16 protein-coding genes and 3 tRNA genes are annotated in these 16,384 nt (G+C 57.9%); 7 read left to right on the top strand and 12 right to left on the bottom strand.

Annotated elements, in window-relative coordinates; translation table 11 throughout:
• Positions 1 to 20 precede the first annotated feature (20 nt).
• The gene (locus tag HMPREF3145_RS06205) at positions 21 to 1,463 is read right to left on the bottom strand and encodes an RNA polymerase sigma factor (RefSeq protein ID WP_070422357.1); all 1,443 of its coding nucleotides are present in this window, start codon (positions 1,461 to 1,463) and stop codon (positions 21 to 23) included.
• A gap of 308 nt (positions 1,464 to 1,771) precedes the next feature.
• The gene (gene ppgK / locus HMPREF3145_RS06210; RefSeq protein ID WP_070422358.1) at positions 1,772 to 2,590 is read right to left on the bottom strand and encodes a polyphosphate--glucose phosphotransferase; all 819 of its coding nucleotides are present in this window, start codon (positions 2,588 to 2,590) and stop codon (positions 1,772 to 1,774) included.
• A gap of 160 nt (positions 2,591 to 2,750) precedes the next feature.
• Here ppgK and HMPREF3145_RS06215 point away from each other — a divergent pair, with 160 nt between their 5' ends.
• On the top strand, positions 2,751 to 3,044 hold the full coding sequence (locus tag HMPREF3145_RS06215) for a DUF4193 domain-containing protein (protein ID WP_070422359.1): 294 nt from the start codon (positions 2,751 to 2,753) through the stop codon (positions 3,042 to 3,044).
• 43 nt (positions 3,045 to 3,087) lie between these two features.
• On the opposite strand, the gene HMPREF3145_RS06220 is transcribed toward HMPREF3145_RS06215, so the two are convergent.
• The gene (locus HMPREF3145_RS06220) at positions 3,088 to 3,609 is read right to left on the bottom strand and encodes a DUF3093 domain-containing protein (RefSeq protein ID WP_070422360.1); all 522 of its coding nucleotides are present in this window, start codon (positions 3,607 to 3,609) and stop codon (positions 3,088 to 3,090) included.
• Positions 3,610 to 3,665: 56 nt separating this feature from the next.
• Here HMPREF3145_RS06220 and dut point away from each other — a divergent pair, with 56 nt between their 5' ends.
• The 4 genes from dut (at position 3,666) to dxs (ending at position 8,475) form a co-directional block, all read left to right on the top strand.
• Positions 3,666 to 4,142 (top strand): dUTP diphosphatase, encoded by a 477-nt coding sequence (gene dut / locus HMPREF3145_RS06225; protein WP_224212648.1) that lies wholly within the window; start codon positions 3,666 to 3,668, stop codon positions 4,140 to 4,142.
• A gap of 71 nt (positions 4,143 to 4,213) precedes the next feature.
• Positions 4,214 to 5,164, top strand: a complete 951-nt coding sequence (locus HMPREF3145_RS11480; protein ID WP_083279413.1) for a DUF3710 domain-containing protein — start codon at positions 4,214 to 4,216, stop codon at positions 5,162 to 5,164.
• A 2-nt stretch (positions 5,165 to 5,166) separates the two neighbouring features.
• Entirely contained in the window at positions 5,167 to 6,426 is a 1,260-nt protein-coding gene (locus HMPREF3145_RS06235) for a class I SAM-dependent RNA methyltransferase (RefSeq protein ID WP_083279414.1), read from the top strand.
• 129 nt (positions 6,427 to 6,555) lie between these two features.
• Positions 6,556 to 8,475 (top strand): 1-deoxy-D-xylulose-5-phosphate synthase, encoded by a 1,920-nt coding sequence (gene dxs / locus HMPREF3145_RS06240; protein ID WP_070422362.1) that lies wholly within the window; start codon positions 6,556 to 6,558, stop codon positions 8,473 to 8,475.
• Positions 8,476 to 8,479: 4 nt separating this feature from the next.
• Here dxs and HMPREF3145_RS06245 read toward each other — a convergent pair whose 3' ends face one another.
• Both HMPREF3145_RS06245 and HMPREF3145_RS06250 read right to left on the bottom strand, forming a co-directional pair.
• A complete protein-coding gene (locus HMPREF3145_RS06245; RefSeq protein WP_070422363.1) occupies positions 8,480 to 9,757 on the bottom strand; it encodes an HRDC domain-containing protein in 1,278 nt (425 codons plus the stop codon).
• Positions 9,758 to 9,773: 16 nt separating this feature from the next.
• Positions 9,774 to 10,412 carry a DUF3000 domain-containing protein gene (locus HMPREF3145_RS06250; protein ID WP_371325696.1) on the bottom strand — a complete coding sequence of 213 codons (639 nt, stop codon included), beginning with the start codon at positions 10,410 to 10,412 and terminating at the stop codon, positions 9,774 to 9,776.
• 134 nt (positions 10,413 to 10,546) lie between these two features.
• Between HMPREF3145_RS06250 and hemQ the strand changes: the two genes are divergently transcribed.
• Entirely contained in the window at positions 10,547 to 11,251 is a 705-nt protein-coding gene (gene hemQ, locus HMPREF3145_RS06255; RefSeq protein ID WP_180950015.1) for a hydrogen peroxide-dependent heme synthase, read from the top strand.
• A 13-nt stretch (positions 11,252 to 11,264) separates the two neighbouring features.
• Here the strand turns inward: hemQ and msrB are convergent, their stop codons facing one another.
• From msrB to HMPREF3145_RS06275, 4 genes are all read right to left on the bottom strand, one after another.
• Positions 11,265 to 11,678, bottom strand: a complete 414-nt coding sequence (msrB, locus tag HMPREF3145_RS06260) for a peptide-methionine (R)-S-oxide reductase MsrB (protein WP_070422365.1) — start codon at positions 11,676 to 11,678, stop codon at positions 11,265 to 11,267.
• On the bottom strand, positions 11,675 to 12,910 hold the full coding sequence (locus HMPREF3145_RS06265) for a glycosyltransferase family 87 protein (protein ID WP_070422366.1): 1,236 nt from the start codon (positions 12,908 to 12,910) through the stop codon (positions 11,675 to 11,677). The genes msrB and HMPREF3145_RS06265 overlap by 4 nt, the downstream gene beginning before the upstream one ends.
• 25 nt (positions 12,911 to 12,935) lie before the next feature.
• The gene (locus HMPREF3145_RS06270) at positions 12,936 to 13,706 is read right to left on the bottom strand and encodes a pyrimidine reductase family protein (RefSeq protein ID WP_070422367.1); all 771 of its coding nucleotides are present in this window, start codon (positions 13,704 to 13,706) and stop codon (positions 12,936 to 12,938) included.
• A gap of 67 nt (positions 13,707 to 13,773) precedes the next feature.
• Positions 13,774 to 14,952, bottom strand: coding sequence for a multidrug effflux MFS transporter (locus HMPREF3145_RS06275; RefSeq protein WP_070422368.1), 1,179 nt, complete (start codon positions 14,950 to 14,952; stop codon positions 13,774 to 13,776).
• A 151-nt stretch (positions 14,953 to 15,103) separates the two neighbouring features.
• Here HMPREF3145_RS06275 and HMPREF3145_RS06280 point away from each other — a divergent pair, with 151 nt between their 5' ends.
• Positions 15,104 to 15,991: an SLAC1 family transporter gene (locus HMPREF3145_RS06280; RefSeq protein WP_070422369.1), complete on the top strand. Its 888-nt coding sequence runs from the start codon at positions 15,104 to 15,106 to the stop codon at positions 15,989 to 15,991.
• Positions 15,992 to 16,041: 50 nt separating this feature from the next.
• Here the strand turns inward: HMPREF3145_RS06280 and HMPREF3145_RS06285 are convergent.
• The 3 genes from HMPREF3145_RS06285 to HMPREF3145_RS06295 all read right to left on the bottom strand — a co-directional run bounded on the left by HMPREF3145_RS06285 (position 16,042) and on the right by HMPREF3145_RS06295 (position 16,314).
• Positions 16,042 to 16,117, bottom strand: a tRNA-Gly gene (locus tag HMPREF3145_RS06285).
• A 35-nt stretch (positions 16,118 to 16,152) separates the two neighbouring features.
• Positions 16,153 to 16,224 (bottom strand) — tRNA-Val (locus HMPREF3145_RS06290).
• 16 nt (positions 16,225 to 16,240) lie between these two features.
• Positions 16,241 to 16,314 (bottom strand) — tRNA-Cys (locus tag HMPREF3145_RS06295).
• Positions 16,315 to 16,384: the final 70 nt, after the last annotated feature.

Genomic DNA, 16,384 nt, shown 5'->3' on the forward strand with positions numbered 1-16,384 from the left:
GAGCTTTGTAACGCGAAACCTTAGTCCAGGTAGTCGCGCAGCACCTGGGAGCGCGACGGGTGACGCAGCTTCGACATCGTCTTCGACTCGATCTGGCGGATACGTTCACGCGTGACGCCGTAGACCTGACCAATCTCATCTAAGGTGCGCGGCATGCCATCGCTCAAGCCGAAGCGCAGGCGAACGACGCCAGCCTCACGTTCGGTGAGCGTGTGCAGAACGTCTTGCAGCTGATCCTGTAGAAGCGTGAAGGACACGGCATCCACGGCAACGACTGCCTCGGAGTCTTCGATGAAGTCGCCGAGCTGGCTATCGCCCTCGTCACCAATTGTCTGGTCGAGCGAAATCGGCTCACGAGCGTACTGCTGGATCTCGAGGACCTTCTCCTCGGTGATATCCATTTCCTTTGCCAGTTCGAGCGGCGTTGGCTCGCGACCGAGGTCCTGCAGCAGCTCACGCTGAATGCGGCCAAGCTTGTTGATGACCTCGACCATGTGCACCGGAATACGAATGGTGCGGGCCTGGTCTGCCATAGCACGCGTAATTGCCTGGCGGATCCACCACGTGGCATAGGTGGAGAACTTGTAGCCCTTGGAATAGTCGAACTTCTCAACGGCACGGATGAGGCCAAGGTTTCCTTCCTGAATCAGATCCAGGAATGCCATCCCGCGGCCGGTGTAACGCTTGGCCAGCGACACGACGAGACGCAAGTTCGCCTCGAGCAGATGGTTCTTTGCCTTACGGCCATCACGAGCGACCGCGCGGAGATCACGCTTTACCGCAGGCGTGAGCTTTGCATCCTTGTCGCCTTCTGCAGCAGCACGTGCCATCTCGTCGAGACGGTGCTGTGCGTAGAGTCCTGCCTCGATGCGCTTCGCAAGAGAGACCTCTTGCTCTGCATCAAGAAGTGCAACCTTGCCGATTTGCTTGAGGTAGGCACGAACAGAGTCCGCGGATGCGGTCAGCTGAGCATCCTTGCGTGCTTGGCGTAGAGCGGCGGATTCTTCAATGTCCCAGACAGAAGAACCGTCGTCCTCTTCTTCCTCGTCATCTTCGTCTTCGGTCTCGTCGGCGTCGTCCATGGCACCGTCGAGATCTTCGTCGAACGCGTCGTCCTCATCGTCGCCCATGTCCGGGTCGTAATCCTCGGCATCGGTCGGATCCAAGGACTCGTCGTCCGCGCTTGTTGCCTCGAGATCCTCGGTCTCGGCTTCGTCCGCCTTCGCTGCAGCGGTTTGAGCAGCCTTTGTGGTGCGCTTCGCCGCAGACTTACGGACAGTTTTCTTCGCGGACTTCTTTACCGTCTTCTTGGCTGTCTTTTTCGCGGTTTTCTTCGCAGTCTTTTTAGCAGTCTTTTTCGCGGTTTTCTTCACTGCTTTTTTGGCTGCTTTCTTCACCGTCTTCTTGGCAGGCTTCGAGTCGGTACCGGAACCGTTGCTCTCGCCACCGTTTGACGGATCCACAGGCTCGCCATGAACGGTGTTGTTGCTTGAAGCTTCGCTGGCTACCACGTACGCCCTTTCGACTCATCAGACTATCTCGGGGCCGGGACCTCGCAAGAGGTTCGGCCCACAACCACTGCGATGTGCACTTCATCGTTGTGAAGTGCAGTTGGTGCAGTGTTTGCTACCACTGGAAAACCAGGGTACGCAAGCACATAAAATTTTCAGAACGCCCATCCTAGCAAGCAGGTGAACGTTCCATTTTTATGTGCCTACTGCACGTATGGGCGCGTAGCCCGAATATGCAGAATGTCAACACCCTACAGGATTTACCTATGAGGTGAGCCAGCGACATGACCGGCACCGGCCTTGGCAGCGCCCACGATGCCTGCTCGATTCAGTAACTTGGCCACAACTACTGGAGTGTTGACGTTCAGCAGTGGAACCCACTGGTCACTGTTTTCCGAAACACCGCCGCCAACGATGATGACATCCGGGTTGAGGAGTCGTTCGTATTCGCAAAGAACAGTTTCCACGCGCTTGGCCCAATCGTCGTAAGAAAGGCCTTCCCTCGTGCGCACGGCGGACGACGCAAGGTGTTCGGCCTCCGTGTCGTCGATAAGCAGATGCCCGAGCTCGCTATTGGCAAAGAGCTGACCGTTAGCTAGAAGCGCTGAGCCGATGCCCGTGCCAAACGTCAGAAACAAGGCAGAGCCGCGCTGTGCTTCGGGGCATCCGAAAGACACCTCCGCAAGCCCGGCTGCGTCGGCATCGTTGAGCACAGTGACATCGTGCTGCCCCAGCACGGTAGAGAAGAGCTCAACCACATCCGTGCCCACCCAAGTCGGGTCAATATTCGCCGCAGTGCGAGCAATGTTGCGGACAATCACGCTCGGAAGCGCAATCCCAACCGGGCCTGACCATGCTGCTTGACGCGTTAACTGCGCGATCGCCTCTGCAATAGCGTCAGGGGTCGCCGGTTGTGGCGTAGGCACCTCAAGTCTTTCACCGTGAAATTCGCCACTGTGAAGGTCGACAACCGCAGCCTTCAGGGAGGAGCCTCCAACGTCAACTCCAAAGCCGAACCGGGATGAAGGGGAAACTGAGCGCGGCACGTGCGACTCGTTGTGTGGTTGAGGTGAGGTCATGTGCGCAGTGTACAAACTTGCACCCTTGTGCGGATGATGTCGAAAAAATGAGTTTCTACCAGCAAAGATGACAGAAGCATGGACGTGCTTTAGTATTCCGCTCAAATGTCGCGTGTAGAGGCGCGATCAAGCACGACGTTGAGCTGGAGGAACATCAAGCATGGCCACCGATTACGATGCGCCGCGCCGCCGCATGGACGACGACATCGAAACCGACTCCCTCGAAGGCCTGAAGGCAGCAGAGGTTGCAGGCAGCAGCATGGACGATGATGGGGAAATCGTTGAGCCTGTCGAGCCCCCGACGCAGGACCTCTCGGGTGAGGAACTCAATGTTGAGGTCAAGCCACGCCAGGAAGACGAATTCACCTGTGCGTCCTGCTTCTTGGTGCAAAAGAACAAGCGCCTCGCCTATGTCGAGGACGACGGCTCCAAGATCTGCCTCGACTGCGAGTAATTAGTACCAGGCGGCGCAAGCCGTTATCCGCTCCTCGCGGGGATTAGGAGCGGTCCTTAAGGCCCGGAACGAATGCATCAAGCACGGCTTCCGGGTCTTTTGCTGAAATGAGCCAATACGGCGTCGGATCCTCTGGGTCATCGAGCACGAGAAGAACATGCTCGGGCACCCACGACCGCGTGATGAGGAACGCTGCCGGATCGAGTTGCCTACCCAAAGCATTCTGGCGGGCGGAAGCCGGCACAACCGTCGCGCGGTCCACGACCGTACTGGGCAAGTTCGCATCCCCGGCGAGCAACCAGCGGGTCCCGTCAGGGTCCTGCTCAACGGTTAGGGTGTAGCGCGACAGCCATACTAAAAACCAGACCGCCAACGCGCCTGCGACAACAAAGCCGCCGACAAACCACCACATGTTGCGGTTCAGTGCGAGCTCGCCTGCGAGGAGCAGCGTCAGGCCTGCAACTGCAGCCCACCAGTACCAAGGCACCCATTGGCGCTCGGTATACAGCACTTTCGCTGCATCCGGAGCGGAAGTGTCGGAAGGATTCACTGGGTTCGTAGTCACCCCTCATACCTTAGGCATTGATATCGGAGGAACCCAGCTGCCGTATGGTTGGCAGCGTGGAAGAGCAACAATCAATCGCGCGTATCGACGACACCATCGGCCCAATCGCAGTCAAGCGACTTGACCCTGATTTGCCCTTGCCTCACCGGGCTCACCCGGAAGATGCCGGAGCTGACCTTTACTCCGCAGAGGATGTGACGCTCCAGCCAGGTGAGCGAGCGCTTATTGGCACAGGAATTGCGATTGCGCTTCCTGTAGGCACAGTGGGATTGATTCACCCGCGTTCCGGGCTCGCAGCAAAGCAGGGCTTGAGCATTGTAAATACTCCCGGAACCGTCGATGCAGGGTACCGGGGCGAGCTCAAGGTGTGTCTCATTAACACCGACCGGTCTGAGCCGATTGTCATCACACGTGGAATGCGTATCGCACAACTCGTCGTGCAACGTGTGGAACTGGCAAGCTTTCAAGAAGTAGACGAGCTCGATGAGACGGTCCGAGGCGCTGGCGGCTACGGATCGACTGGCACGAACTAACTCTGTGTCGCTCTGGGGGCTACAGTCTTTAGCGACGAAAACGTACTGAGAATTTAGAGGAGGTACCTGCAATGGCAATCTGGCCGTTCAGGAGGAAGAAGAAAGCCGAAACAACCCCGGAACCGCAGAAGGTTGTAGAGGAGTCAACCGCGGCACCGGCAGCGTCCGAGGCTGAGGCGCCCGAATCGGTTGCTGATACCCAGTCGGCATCTGCTACGGCAGATGCGCAGGTAGAGGCGCCGGAGCTTCGTGTGGCAGAAGGCGTGCAGGTCCTTACAGATTATGACCCGATCAATGGCTCCACGGGTCCGTTCGATGGCGATAACGTCAACATTGATGACTTTGACTTTTCGGACTTCTCCCAGGCCACGCTGAACCTCGGATCCATCCGGATTCCACTGCCGAAGGAATCTCAGGTCCAGGTGGAGATGGGCGAGCAGGGCCCCAAGATGGTTCACATCGTCACCCGCTTCGGCCGCCTGACCCCGGTGGCGTTTGCTGCTCCGCGAACCGGTGGTTTGTGGGAGGAATCTTCCGACGAGATCATCGAAGGTATGCGTTCTGAGGGTATGCCCGTCGAAATTGAGCAGGGGCCCTGGGGTCAAGAGATCGTAGGAACCGGCACTAACGGCGTCATTCGAATCATCGGTGTGGAGGGGCCGCGCTGGCTCTACCGCGTGACACTTGCTGCTCCGTCCGGTTCGGAAGACCAGCTTGCGCAACTTGGTCGTGAAACGGTCGCGCGCTCGTTTGTTTACCGTGGCGACGACCCGATTCTTGCTGGAAACTCTCTCCCCGTTGTGCTTCCTGAGCAGCTGGCAAAGCAGGTGCAAGAGGCTGTGGAGGCGCGTGCTCAGCAGGCTCAGGGCGCTCAGGAAGCCCCCGCGGAGGGTAACCCGAACGTGCTGAGCGACGCGTTGCAGAAGATCATCGCTCAAAATGTCGAAGGCCAAAAGCAGCTCCGCGAATTCCGTGAGGCGCAGCGCGCTCAGCGCCAAGCCGGACGCGGTAAGTCCGAGTAGCTGTGACTGACGAGATTACTGCCGGCCTCGTGCTGACGTTGTCTGTGAGGGCAATGGCGCACGGGGGAGAAGGCATCGCCGACGCCCCAGACGGGCGCGTCGTTTTCATCGCGGGCGCAATTCCCGGCGACACGGTTGAAGCGCGACTGACCCGTGTGAAAAAACGCTGGGCACGTGCAGAGCTTGTCAAAGTAGTGGATCCATCGCCTCACCGGGTCAGATCGGCTTGTCCTGCGGCAGCAGCAGGTGCGGGGTGCTGCGACTTCGCGCACATTGACCCGGCGGTACAGGTATCGCTCAAACGCGACGTTCTTCTTGGCCAACTCGGTGCGCTTGCGAGCAAGAGTGGTGTTGTCGAGGCGGATGTCGTCGAGAAGCAATTGCGGGTTGTGGAGCTTGAACCCAGAACTGGTTGGCGCACCCGTGTCCGCATGGGCGTTGACCCGCAAGGACGAGCCGGAATGCGTGCACTGAAATCGACAGACGTTGTCGGTGGTGTCGTGTGTAGTCAGGTCGCGCCGCAAGTGCTCGACGGCATCATTGGCGACGACGCGGCTCGATACACGCCCGGCAGTGAGATTGTGGCGGTCGTGGATTTCCGCGGGAAACGTCACGTTGTGGAAACACAGTCGGCGCAGCGTGGCCGACGCGTTGAGCGTATTCACAAGGTGCTTGAAGGCCCAGGGTTGGTCACCGAGGTGGTAGACGGTCACGAGTTTTCCTTTCCCCCTACAGCATTTTGGCAAGCGCACCTCAACGCGGCGCAAACCTATAGCGACCTCATTAAAGAATGGGGAAGCGACAACTACACGCACCGTAACGGATGGGATCTGTACGGAGGCGTCGGTGCATTTGTGCCTGCGATCAATGAGGCAATCGGCGGCGGCAGGATCGACAGCGTTGATTACTCCGCTTCGGCGACGGCGAACCCACAGCCAGTGGAAGACGAGTTTGATGTGCATCGCCACAATGCGAAGGTGGAAGTTGGAATCAGCGAGCTTCCGGCTCCGGGACTTGTTGTCTTAGATCCTCCCCGGTCAGGGGCAGGGCGTGATGTCGTCGACAAGATTGCGCAAGCGGCTCCAGAACGCATCATTCACATCGGTTGTGATCCAGCAACCTTTGCGCGCGACCTCGCAGGCTTTGGCGCGCACGGATTTAGAGTCGAGCACATCGCTCTTATCGATGCTTTTCCCAATACTCACCATTTTGAGGTCATGGCATCACTTGTGCCTGACCACAATAGTGGTGCGGAGGAATAGGGCCAACCAATTTCGGAGTGTAAGCTGACCAGAACCGATTCCGCACTACGCAACGTGCGGAAACCATACGGGAACACCGCAGATGCGGACCGCATCGCGGCGAAAAACCTGAAGGAGAGCGACAGGATAGTGGGACTGCTCGAGCATATTGAGACACCGGCAGACGTGCAGAAGCTCGCGCCGAGCCAGCTCAACGCGCTCGCGGACGAGATCCGGCAGCTGCTCATCCAGAAAGTGTCAGCAACCGGAGGACACCTCGGACCGAACCTCGGCGTTGTTGAGCTGACACTGGCGCTGCATTACGTTTTCGATTCCCCGAACGACCCAATCATCTTTGACACGTCGCATCAGTCGTATGTGCACAAGATTTTGACTGGACGTGCGAACCAGTTCGATTCCTTGCGCAAGAAGGGCGGTCTTTCTGGGTACACGTCGCGATCTGAATCAGAACACGACTGGACCGAATCTTCCCACGCCAGCGCCTCGCTGTCCTATGCGGACGGTCTTGCCAAAGCGAAGGAACTCACCGGTAATTCGGACGATCACGTCATCGCAGTTGTCGGTGACGGAGCGCTCACAGGTGGCATGTGTTGGGAAGCACTCAACAACATCGCGGCTGGAAACCGCAACGTCGTCATCGTGGTTAACGACAACGGCCGTTCGTACTCTCCGACGATTGGCGGGCTGGCCAATAACCTGACCAAGCTCCGTGACCAGCTTGCCGCTATTCGGATCCAGCCTGGCTACGACGAGGTCATGGAGTCTGGGAAAAAGACCCTCAAATCTATGGGGTGGGTCGGAGAGAAGACCTTTGATGCGTTGCATGCGCTCAAGGAGGGCGTGAAGTATCAGGTTCTTCCAACCGAAATGTTCCCGGACCTTGGTATGAAATATGTCGGTCCAGTCGAGGGGCATGATCTCAAGGCACTGCTCAACGCCTTTAAGTATGCCAAGCGCTACGAGGGGCCGTTGATCGTGCATGTTGTCACTGAGAAAGGCCACGGTTTCGCCCCGGCAGTCAATGACGTAGCCGACCAGATGCACTCTACCGGCGTGATCGACCCTGTAACAGGAAAAGCACTGGCCACCTCTAAGCCAGGTTGGACCGCCGCTTTCACCGAAGAGCTGCTTCGCGCAGGCCACGAACGCGATGACATCGTTGCGATCACTGCGGCAATGGCGGGGCCAACCGGTCTGCAGCCATTTGGTGAGCAGTTCCCAGACAGGTTCTTCGATGTGGGGATTGCGGAACAGCACGCAGTGACGTCTGCCGCTGGTATGGCACTCGGTGGATTGCACCCAGTTGTGGCGATTTACTCGACTTTCCTCAATCGTGCTTTTGACCAGTTGCTTATGGATGCAGGTTTGCTCCACCAGCCGGTTACGTTAGTGCTGGACCGTGCGGGCGTAACTGGCTCCGACGGCGCAAGCCATAACGGTGTTTGGGATATGGCGATCGCATCGATTGTTCCGGGTGTCCGTATCGCCGCACCTCGAGATACTCAGTCGTTGCGCGAAGAGTTCAGGGAGGCCCTTCTTGTCGACGACGCCCCGACGATCGTACGGTTCCCGAAGGGCTCTGCCGGCCCGACGATCCCGGCACTGCGAAACGTCGGCGGTATAGATATCCTCGCCGAACCCACAGGTGATGGCAGCGATTCAGAAATCGACGTGCTACTCGTTGCCGTCGGCGCATTTGGTCAGGCCGCGCTCGAGATTGCAGATGCGCTTGTCGACGACGGTATCCGCGTAACTGTTGTCGATCCCCGTTGGATCATTCCGGTCAACGCCGCGCTGTGTGACCTGGCTGTCGAAGCTGACATGGTTGTGGTCTATGAAGACGGCATCATTCGAGGCGGCGTCGGATCTGCTATCGCTGAGGCGTTTTCGGCAGCAGAGGTGGACACACCGCTACGCCAACTCGCGTTTCCGGATGTGTTCCCCCTGCACGGGTCCCGCGACGAAATCCTCGAGGAGTATGGACTCGATGCGGAGTCTGCCGCCCTGCAGATTAGAGAGTGGGCACAGCGACTCGCTGACAGCGAGTAAGGCGCTATTGAGCGCGCTTCCTGCGACGGCGACGTGCTGCAGCTCGCCCAGATGACGGGGTTTTGCCCTGCGGGATTCCTGCTGCTTTCGCTTCAGCTTGGGCCCGTGCGAGCAGCGGTGCCGTAAGGGCGATCTGCCATGGGCGTGCCCCAGCACGCTTCAGTTGCATAGCAGCAGCGTCAGTGCTCCATACGGCGTCGGAGTCTGGGGCAGTCCACATAACTTGTCGCAGCACTGCAGAAGAGAGCAGCATATCTGGACGGATATTTTGTTGCGTCGCCACTTCAGAGACGTACTTTCGCGCCGACTGCAATGCGTGCCAGGAACGTGGGTAGTCGCGTTCCCACACAATTTTTGCGGGAGGGTCAGTCGGTGCAGGCTGCGCGGGGGTTGGCCATTGTTCGGGGTTCTCAGCGAGCGCCTGTTCGACGAGACTAAACCAGAATTTGGCTTTCGTTGTGTTGAGCGAGCGGTAGCGCAGGCAGTTTCGCAGTTCCCATGGGGAAGATGGCACAGTACGAGCGATGGTGACGATTGATTCGCTCGAGAGCATGTGACCGGGAGAGATGTCTTCTTTTCGGCAATGTTCGTCGCGGGCGGTCCACAGCGTTTTAGCGAGCTGCAGGCTCCTGGCGGAGCGTAGCCCTGACACTCCCTTCATGTCACGCCATGTCTCATTAAAGGGTGCGTTGTCCGGTCCGAGCTCGTTGACAATCCGCTCAAACTCCTGCTCGGCGAACGAAAGCTTGCCTTCGTTGTCCAATTGCTCGGCGAGAGCCTCTGCGAGATCGTGGAGGTGTGCCACATCTAGCGCTGCGTATTCTTGCCACGTCGGTGGCAGAGGTGTGGTGGACCAGTCTTCGTGGCCGTGACCTTTCTTAAGTTCTACTCCTACGAAGTGCTGCACCATCGCCGCCAAATTTGGCCTATTAAACCCTGCGAAGCGGGATGCGAGTTCTGTATCAAAGATTGTGCCTGGGTAGAGACCGAGCATTGCGAGCGACTTAAGATCATCGACGGCAGCGTGGATAATCCAGTCCTCACCGTTGATGACGGGAGCGAGGGCATCATGAAGCGCGTCTCGGTTGCCTTCCGGGGCGAACAGGTACGTATCGGTATCTCGTCGATAAATCTGCACGAGAAACGCTCGGTCGTCATAACGAAATGACGCTGCGCGCTCGGTATCGATGGCGTAAGCGCCTCGACCTTCTGCCAATGCCGCCGCTGCGCGAGAGAATTGCTCGGGAGTTTCTACGAGGTGGTACTGCACCTGGGATGTCATGTTGCGTAAGTATGCCCTAGCGTGCGTTGAGCTGTGTCACACCCTCTGGTGGAAGCCCGGCAACATGTGCCAAAACCTTGGAAAAAGCCTCGACGTGGCTCTTCAAGTCGATCCCCTCAGCAGTCCAGGAGGCGCGCATCTCCAACTGGTATGCGCGGGGAGGTCCACCGATCTCACCGAAGCGTACTGATGCGGTCGAAGTAACCGTGCCGCCAAGATTGGTGAACCCAGCACTGGTCTCCGCGAGCGATTCATTGAGCCACTGCCAAGCGACGTCAGGTAGCAACGGGTCTGACGCCACAGCATCATCCATGTCCGCTTGGATATAGGCCACCAGCCGCATGGTGCCCTCCCAGGCCTCCTCGGCGGCAGGGGAGTGCAGCAGGATTAGTCGGCCGAAAGCATCGCCTTCTGAATCGACCGGGATGTTGTCACCGTCCTCGTTCGGGTGAACGACTTCGAGCCCCACAGCATGGCTAAACGGTGCAGGTCGCTGCGGCGGTCGGATAGTCCCGAGGGAAATCTCAGGACGCAGCTGGGCTGCATGCATTGACTCGACGGCCTTAGAAAAATCCGCCGGCCAGTTCTCGTTCGCGCCTTCCCCGAGCGTATCCGCACTATGTGTGGAGGTCTGGGGGGTGGTGTCCGGATTCATCACACGCATAAAGGTATCGACCCGTTGCGTGTGGTGGGGGAGGCGCGCCGACATATCGTCGAGACGCAATGTGCGACAGCGTAGACTCATTACGACTTTAGTTTGATCTGCCGTATCGGCAGGGAAGGAGCGTCATCATGGCCAAGCTTGACTTTGCGAAACTCAACGCCACGCAGCGTTATCTGCAGTTTGCAGTGTTCCGTGCAATTCCCGGTGCTCTTGGGACGGAACGTACTCGTATCATCGAAGAAGCGCAGGCTTTCTTCCGCAAGCTTGAAGAAGAGGGCGTCGTTGTTGTTCGTGGCATCTACGACAACACCGGCATTCGTGCTGATGCAGACTTCATGATCTGGTGGCACGCAGAAGAGTTTTCCGACCTACAAAAGGCACTGGCTGATTTCCGACGTGAGACTGCGTTCGGTCAGCTCGTTGAGGTGAGCTGGCTTGGCAACGGTTTGCACCGTCCTGCAGAGTTCAACAAGTCCCACCTGCCGAGTTTCATTATGGGGGAGGAACCGGGTGACTGGATCACGGTCTACCCCTTCGTTCGCTCGTATGACTGGTACATCATGGACCCCCAGAAGCGTCGCCGAATTCTTTCTGAACACGGCCAAGCCGCCCGCGACTTTGCGGACGTGCGCGCGAACACCGTCGAGGCGTTTACGCTCGGCGACTACGAGTGGATGCTGGCATTTGAGGCGCCAACGCTCGAGCGCATTGAGGCCCTGATGAAGACGATGCGCTACACCGAGGCCCGCCTGCACGTGCGCGAGGAGGTTCCGTTCCAGACCGGACGTCGCGTCAGCGACATCGCGGAGATCATCAACATCCTGCCGTAGGCCGGATGAGGCCCTAGGCCTCTTTCAGCGTCAGGCTAATGGAGTTGATGCAGTAACGCAGGTCGGTGGGGGTGTCAAAACCCTCGCCGGCAAACACGTGGCCGAGATGAGAGCCACAGTTCGCGCAGAGTACTTCCGTACGGATCATTCCGTGAGAGCGGTCTTCGCGCTCAATAATCCGATCGCCCGCCAGTGGGGAAAAGAATGCTGGCCACCCGCAGTGTGCGTCGAACTTTTCTGAGGACCGAAACAGTTGCTCACCACATGCTCTACAGCGGTAGACACCTTCAGTGGTGGTGTTGGTGTATTCGCCCACACCGGGTGCCTCGGTGCCGGCCTCCCGCAGGACCCGAAACTCTTCAGGGCTAAGTTTTTCTCGCCACTGTGCTTCGGTGAAGTCCTTGTAATTTGGTTTGGATTCGCTCATTGTCGCGTCCTCTCCTTTTGTGGCGCCGATGTGATTTGAGTAGACCATACCCACGATGCCACCGCGACAATAAACACGGCCCATCCAAATGTGGGAAGAAAAGTGTTCAGCCACCGTCCAAGCAGTATCGCGTCAGGCGTAACCCAACTCAGTGGCGCGAGACATAAAACGGCGCCCAGCCACGTTGGCCAAGTGTGCAGGGGGCTGGCGCGGTGAAACACAGTAAACAGGGCGGGGAAGAGCATCATCGAGTAGTACGCCTGTCCGAGTGAGGACAGTAGGCATACGCCTGCGAGCAGGACGCCGGTGCTCAAGGTCAGCCAAAGCCATTCGTCGCTATAACGCCAGCGGGCTAAACCAATGATCGCCGCCGCAACAGCAGATGCAGCGACGACAAAGAGGATGGTGTGCGCCCAGGCAGGCATACCGAAATAGACGGTAAAACCTGCGAGCGAAGAGTTGGCATAGTCGCGTGTGATGCCTAGATACGGCACAACAACGTCGATGTAGTCGCGAGCACCTGGAGTCAGCGGCCAGGCAATGACGTTGAGGAATACAGGTACGGCGACACCGCAAGCAACGACCTTCCACCGCATTTTCATCAGTGGCAGTACGAGAAGCGGAGCGAACATTGGCTTGACGACGACCGCCAGCCCGAGCACGATACCCGCACCGACATCACGCCTAGCGAGAAACAACGCGATAAACGCAGTCAGGGCGAGAAGCAGTACGCCGTTGATGTTCGAAAACACCAAGGTATTTGTCACGGCTTCCGTCATAAATGCAAGGGCTAATGCGATTGGAAGCACCGGGTGAGACATGCGGAAGCCCGCTAGCCGCGTAAGCCATGTGACTGCAGCAATAATGCAAAGCGCGTTGAACAGGATGAAAAATGGCCTCGCGCTTTCCATACTTGGAAGCATCCCAAGAGGAGAAAGTAGCAGCGTAGCACCCGGGTTATAGAGGTAGTGCGGGTCAACGTGCTCGTAAATCTCGTTGTACACAGGTACTCGGTCGACGAAGCGGCGTGCCGCCGACCAGACCGTAGTGAAGTCGTCGGTCACCGATCCGGTGCGTGCGAGGACAAAAAGCCTGTGCACGATCAAGATGACTGCCAGTGGCCAAGCCAAAGCACCTGCACCTCGAAGCGTGGAGGTTGGTACCTCCGCGTGGGAACGCGTCGCGACGGGCGCTGGGGCGACCCAAAAATCATGGAGGCGAGTTTGCAACATCACGGGTGATACCGTACCGGCTCGATTAGCCTTTTCGGTCCCGCACCCTTCGGTAACGGCAAAACAGCAGGGAATCGCTTGTTGCTTTAACCGACTCGAGAACAAAGGGGATGTTGCGATCGTCGTCACTGTGCCCGAACAACCTCACTTCAGAAGGCTGCAGCACTGCGTGAGGGCTGATGGTGTAATGAAATACGTCTACCGCGTCTTCATTCAGCATCTGGGTGTTGAGCTGTGGACCTCCCTCGCAAACGATGCGGGACATACCGTGCATGTGCAGCGCTTCAATTGCTGTTCGCATGGAGTCATCTACGAGCGGGAGGATGCTGCCACCAGCCTCGGTGATGTCATGTGCGCGAGCAGCAACCTCAGGGGTATCGAGCATATCCTGGGGGACGGCGAATATCGGTGCTGCGAGACTATTGGCGAAGAGCTGGGTTGAGGTATCAAAATCGAGGCTGCGGCTTAACACCACAATTGGAGGCGCAGCAGACTGCCCGTTTTCCTTCCGTTCTCGTTGTTGCTCTGGCGAGACTCGCGCACCGAAGTAGTCTTCCTTTCGTACCGTTTCCGCGCCAACGAGCACTGCATCAGACCACACGCGAAGGGCGTTGAGCAATGCGAAATCGGTCGCATTTCCCAAGCCGGCAGATGCTCCCTCGATTGCGGCAACCCCGGTGAGCGAAGCAATACCAATCAAGCGTGTCTCGCACTCCCCAGGTGGAAGAACCGGCCCAATCAATACCTGTGGGTCGATTGAGTCGGGAAGCTGGCCTGAGGTGTTGGTGGTAAGCATCGTCGTTAATTGTAAAGAGGTTTTGTTTCTGGCCTCGTGGTTTTGGAACGTGGTGGGTTGAAGCTGATCAGCTTCGGTGAAAGCGTGAGCTGATACGTGCTCCCGTAAGCGCCAAACCAGCGCAGGTGAGCACGCCGAGCGCCATCGCAGTGGCCGGGTTTGGACCGAGCGCAACAAGTGGTGGAACGAGTCCCCCGATAATGAATTGGAAGAACCCCATGACACCGGTTCCGGCCCCGGTGCCGATATCTCGCACTTCCTCGATAGCGAGAGCGGAAGCATTCGCCATGATGAATCCCGCCATCGCGGAGAGGATTGCGATAAAAGGAATCATTGCGTTGCTTGGACCCAAAATGGAAAATGCGAGGAGTATCGCACCTACTGTGAGATCAACTCCGAGTGCGACGGTAAGGAGCGTGCGCGGCTGGTGCCGCTTGAGCAGCCGCATGTTGAGCGTGTTGCTCAGTGGAATGAGCAACGCGATGCTCCCGAAGACGAGAGAGAATGTGGTTGGGCTCAGACCGAGCTGTAATTGGAGGACTAGGGGAGAAGCCGCGATGTAGGAAAAGAGCGTGCCAAAGCCCAAACCTGCAGCCACCATGTATCCAGTGAACGCGGGACGTTGTAGACAGCGCCCCATCCGCGGAAACATCTGGCGCAAGGTGCCACTTGTCCGCTTGTGGGAGGGCAGCGTCTCGGGAACGAGCCACAAAGCGACAACGAGCTGCGCAAGATTGACTGCAGCGATTGTCCAAAAAACGCCGCGCCAGGTGAATGCGGGAATGATGAGGCCACCAAGCACCGGGGCGATTGCAGGCATAAACCCGGAGATCGCCATGAGCGCTGAAAGCCCGCGCGCGGCTTGTTTTCCGTGAGCAATGTCGGGGACGACAGCACGAGCAACAACGATCGCGCATCCACCTGCGAGGCCTTGGAAGAAGCGGGCGCAAATGAGAAATGCGATGGAATCGGCTAGCGCGCAAGCCACCGAGGCAACAAGGGCAACGGCGGAAGCCACAATAATGACAGGCTTTCGTCCAGTCCCGTCGGAAATCGCCCCAAACAAGAGATTGCCAAGGGCCATACCGAGCATGAACCCGGTAATGGTCATCTGGGCAAATGAGTGGGTCGTCGACAAACTCGTAGCTAGTTCTGGCATGCCCGGGAGGTACATGTCGATGCCCAGGGGGCCAGAGGCGGTAAACAAAGCCAGCGCGGCGAGGAGGCCACCAGAAAGTTTCTGCACGCCGGTAGGATAGCCGCTCCGGATTTTGGTGAAGCGATGCCTATTGAAGTCTCATGACCATTGCAGTGAGCGAGAACAGCAGAGGCAACAATCGGGGGAGCTGCACACACAGATTCGCTAATAGGTTGGGAACAGGCATAGCGTGGTTGTCATGCAGTTGCCAAAGTACGGTCCGGCGTGGGCTGGTGCCTTGATGGGCACTTCAATTGCCTCCACCTTGTCTGGTTTGCATGGCTTTCGTCTCTGCCAGATCGCGTTCGCCCTGTGTGCCGCTGTGTTGCTTGCGGTTTTTACGGTGGGCGCTCGACATGAGCCTCCTCGCCACCAAAATATGGCGGCGTGGGGCATGTACACGATGGGGCTACTGTCTTGCGGCTCAGCGTGGACCGCGCTGACCGGTAACGATGGATTCCAGTTGGCCAGTTGGTGGATCGGTGCACCGCTTTCCGCACTAGTGTGTTTGTGGCAGCTTTGGGCGTTTTGGAAGCGACCGAGCCTCTATGGAAAACCTGCGTTTCCCTGGGGCCTTGCGTTGGTCACGCCAATGGTGGCCGCAACGTCTGGAGGGCAGCTATCCGATGAGCATGGAGCGCTCTACCACTATGTCGGTGTGGTGTGTTTCTGGCTCACGTTGACAACGGCAATTCCGCTGTTTGCCTATTGCTTTTGGTCATTCATGCGCCACCGTTACCACCCAAGTGGCGCAGCCGCAGGTACAGCCTGGATCCCACTAGGCGTCGTCGGGCAATCGACGGCCGCATCTACAGTGCTTTTCGACGCCCACCTCTACGGCATTGTCATGTTCGTGATCGGAGTGCCGTGTTCCTTGTTCGCAATGTACTGCTTCTACCAGGCGGTAGTGACAATTTCGCCCTACGGTCCGGGGTGGTGGGGTGCCACATTCCCGGTGGGAACGCTGTGCTTAGGCGCTTGGTACCAGGGGTGGTCCCAATTATCCTTTGCGCTGTTGATTCTGCTTCTTGTGCACTGGAGCATTTGCGCGGTACGTTTCGGGGCTTGGCAATTGCAGCGCCTATAGAAAAGGGGATAAAAGAAAGACTGCCTACCGAAACGATAGACAGTCTTTTTTGGAGCGGATGACGAGACTCGAACTCGCGACCCTCACCTTGGCAAGGTGATGCGCTACCAACTGCGCTACATCCGCATCTTGTATTCAGTTGACGAGGGGGAGACCCTCTGTGCGCAATACTGGGATCGAACCAGTGACCCCTACCGTGTCGAGGTAGTGCTCTACCGCTGAGCTAATCGCGCTTGGCTGGTGACAGCTTGGAGGTGGATACGGGAATCGAACCCGTGTACACGGTTTTGCAGACCGTTGCCTAACCACTCGACCAATCCACCGTGGAGTTACCTCCAAAGTATTCGGGAACTCCGAAGTACTTGGAGCGGATGACGAGACTCGAACTCGCGA

Source organism: Corynebacterium sp. HMSC05C01, assembly GCF_001807155.1.
GTDB classification, from domain to species: domain Bacteria; phylum Actinomycetota; class Actinomycetes; order Mycobacteriales; family Mycobacteriaceae; genus Corynebacterium; species Corynebacterium coyleae.

Bases quoted from the DNA above. Each gene is read 5' to 3' on its own strand.
- ppgK (WP_070422358.1), bottom strand. From the start codon at position 2,590: ATGACCTCACCTCAACCACACAACGAGTCGCACGTGCCGCGCTCAGTT.
- HMPREF3145_RS06215 (WP_070422359.1), top strand. From the start codon at position 2,751: ATGGCCACCGATTACGATGCGCCGCGCCGCCGCATGGACGACGACATC.
- HMPREF3145_RS11480 (WP_083279413.1), top strand. From the start codon at position 4,214: ATGGCAATCTGGCCGTTCAGGAGGAAGAAGAAAGCCGAAACAACCCCG.
- HMPREF3145_RS06245 (WP_070422363.1), bottom strand. From the start codon at position 9,757: ATGACATCCCAGGTGCAGTACCACCTCGTAGAAACTCCCGAGCAATTC.
- HMPREF3145_RS06250 (WP_371325696.1), bottom strand. From the start codon at position 10,412: ATGAATCCGGACACCACCCCCCAGACCTCCACACATAGTGCGGATACG.
- msrB (WP_070422365.1), bottom strand. From the start codon at position 11,678: ATGAGCGAATCCAAACCAAATTACAAGGACTTCACCGAAGCACAGTGG.
- HMPREF3145_RS06265 (WP_070422366.1), bottom strand. From the start codon at position 12,910: ATGTTGCAAACTCGCCTCCATGATTTTTGGGTCGCCCCAGCGCCCGTC.
- HMPREF3145_RS06270 (WP_070422367.1), bottom strand. From the start codon at position 13,706: ATGCTTACCACCAACACCTCAGGCCAGCTTCCCGACTCAATCGACCCA.
- HMPREF3145_RS06280 (WP_070422369.1), top strand. From the start codon at position 15,104: ATGCAGTTGCCAAAGTACGGTCCGGCGTGGGCTGGTGCCTTGATGGGC.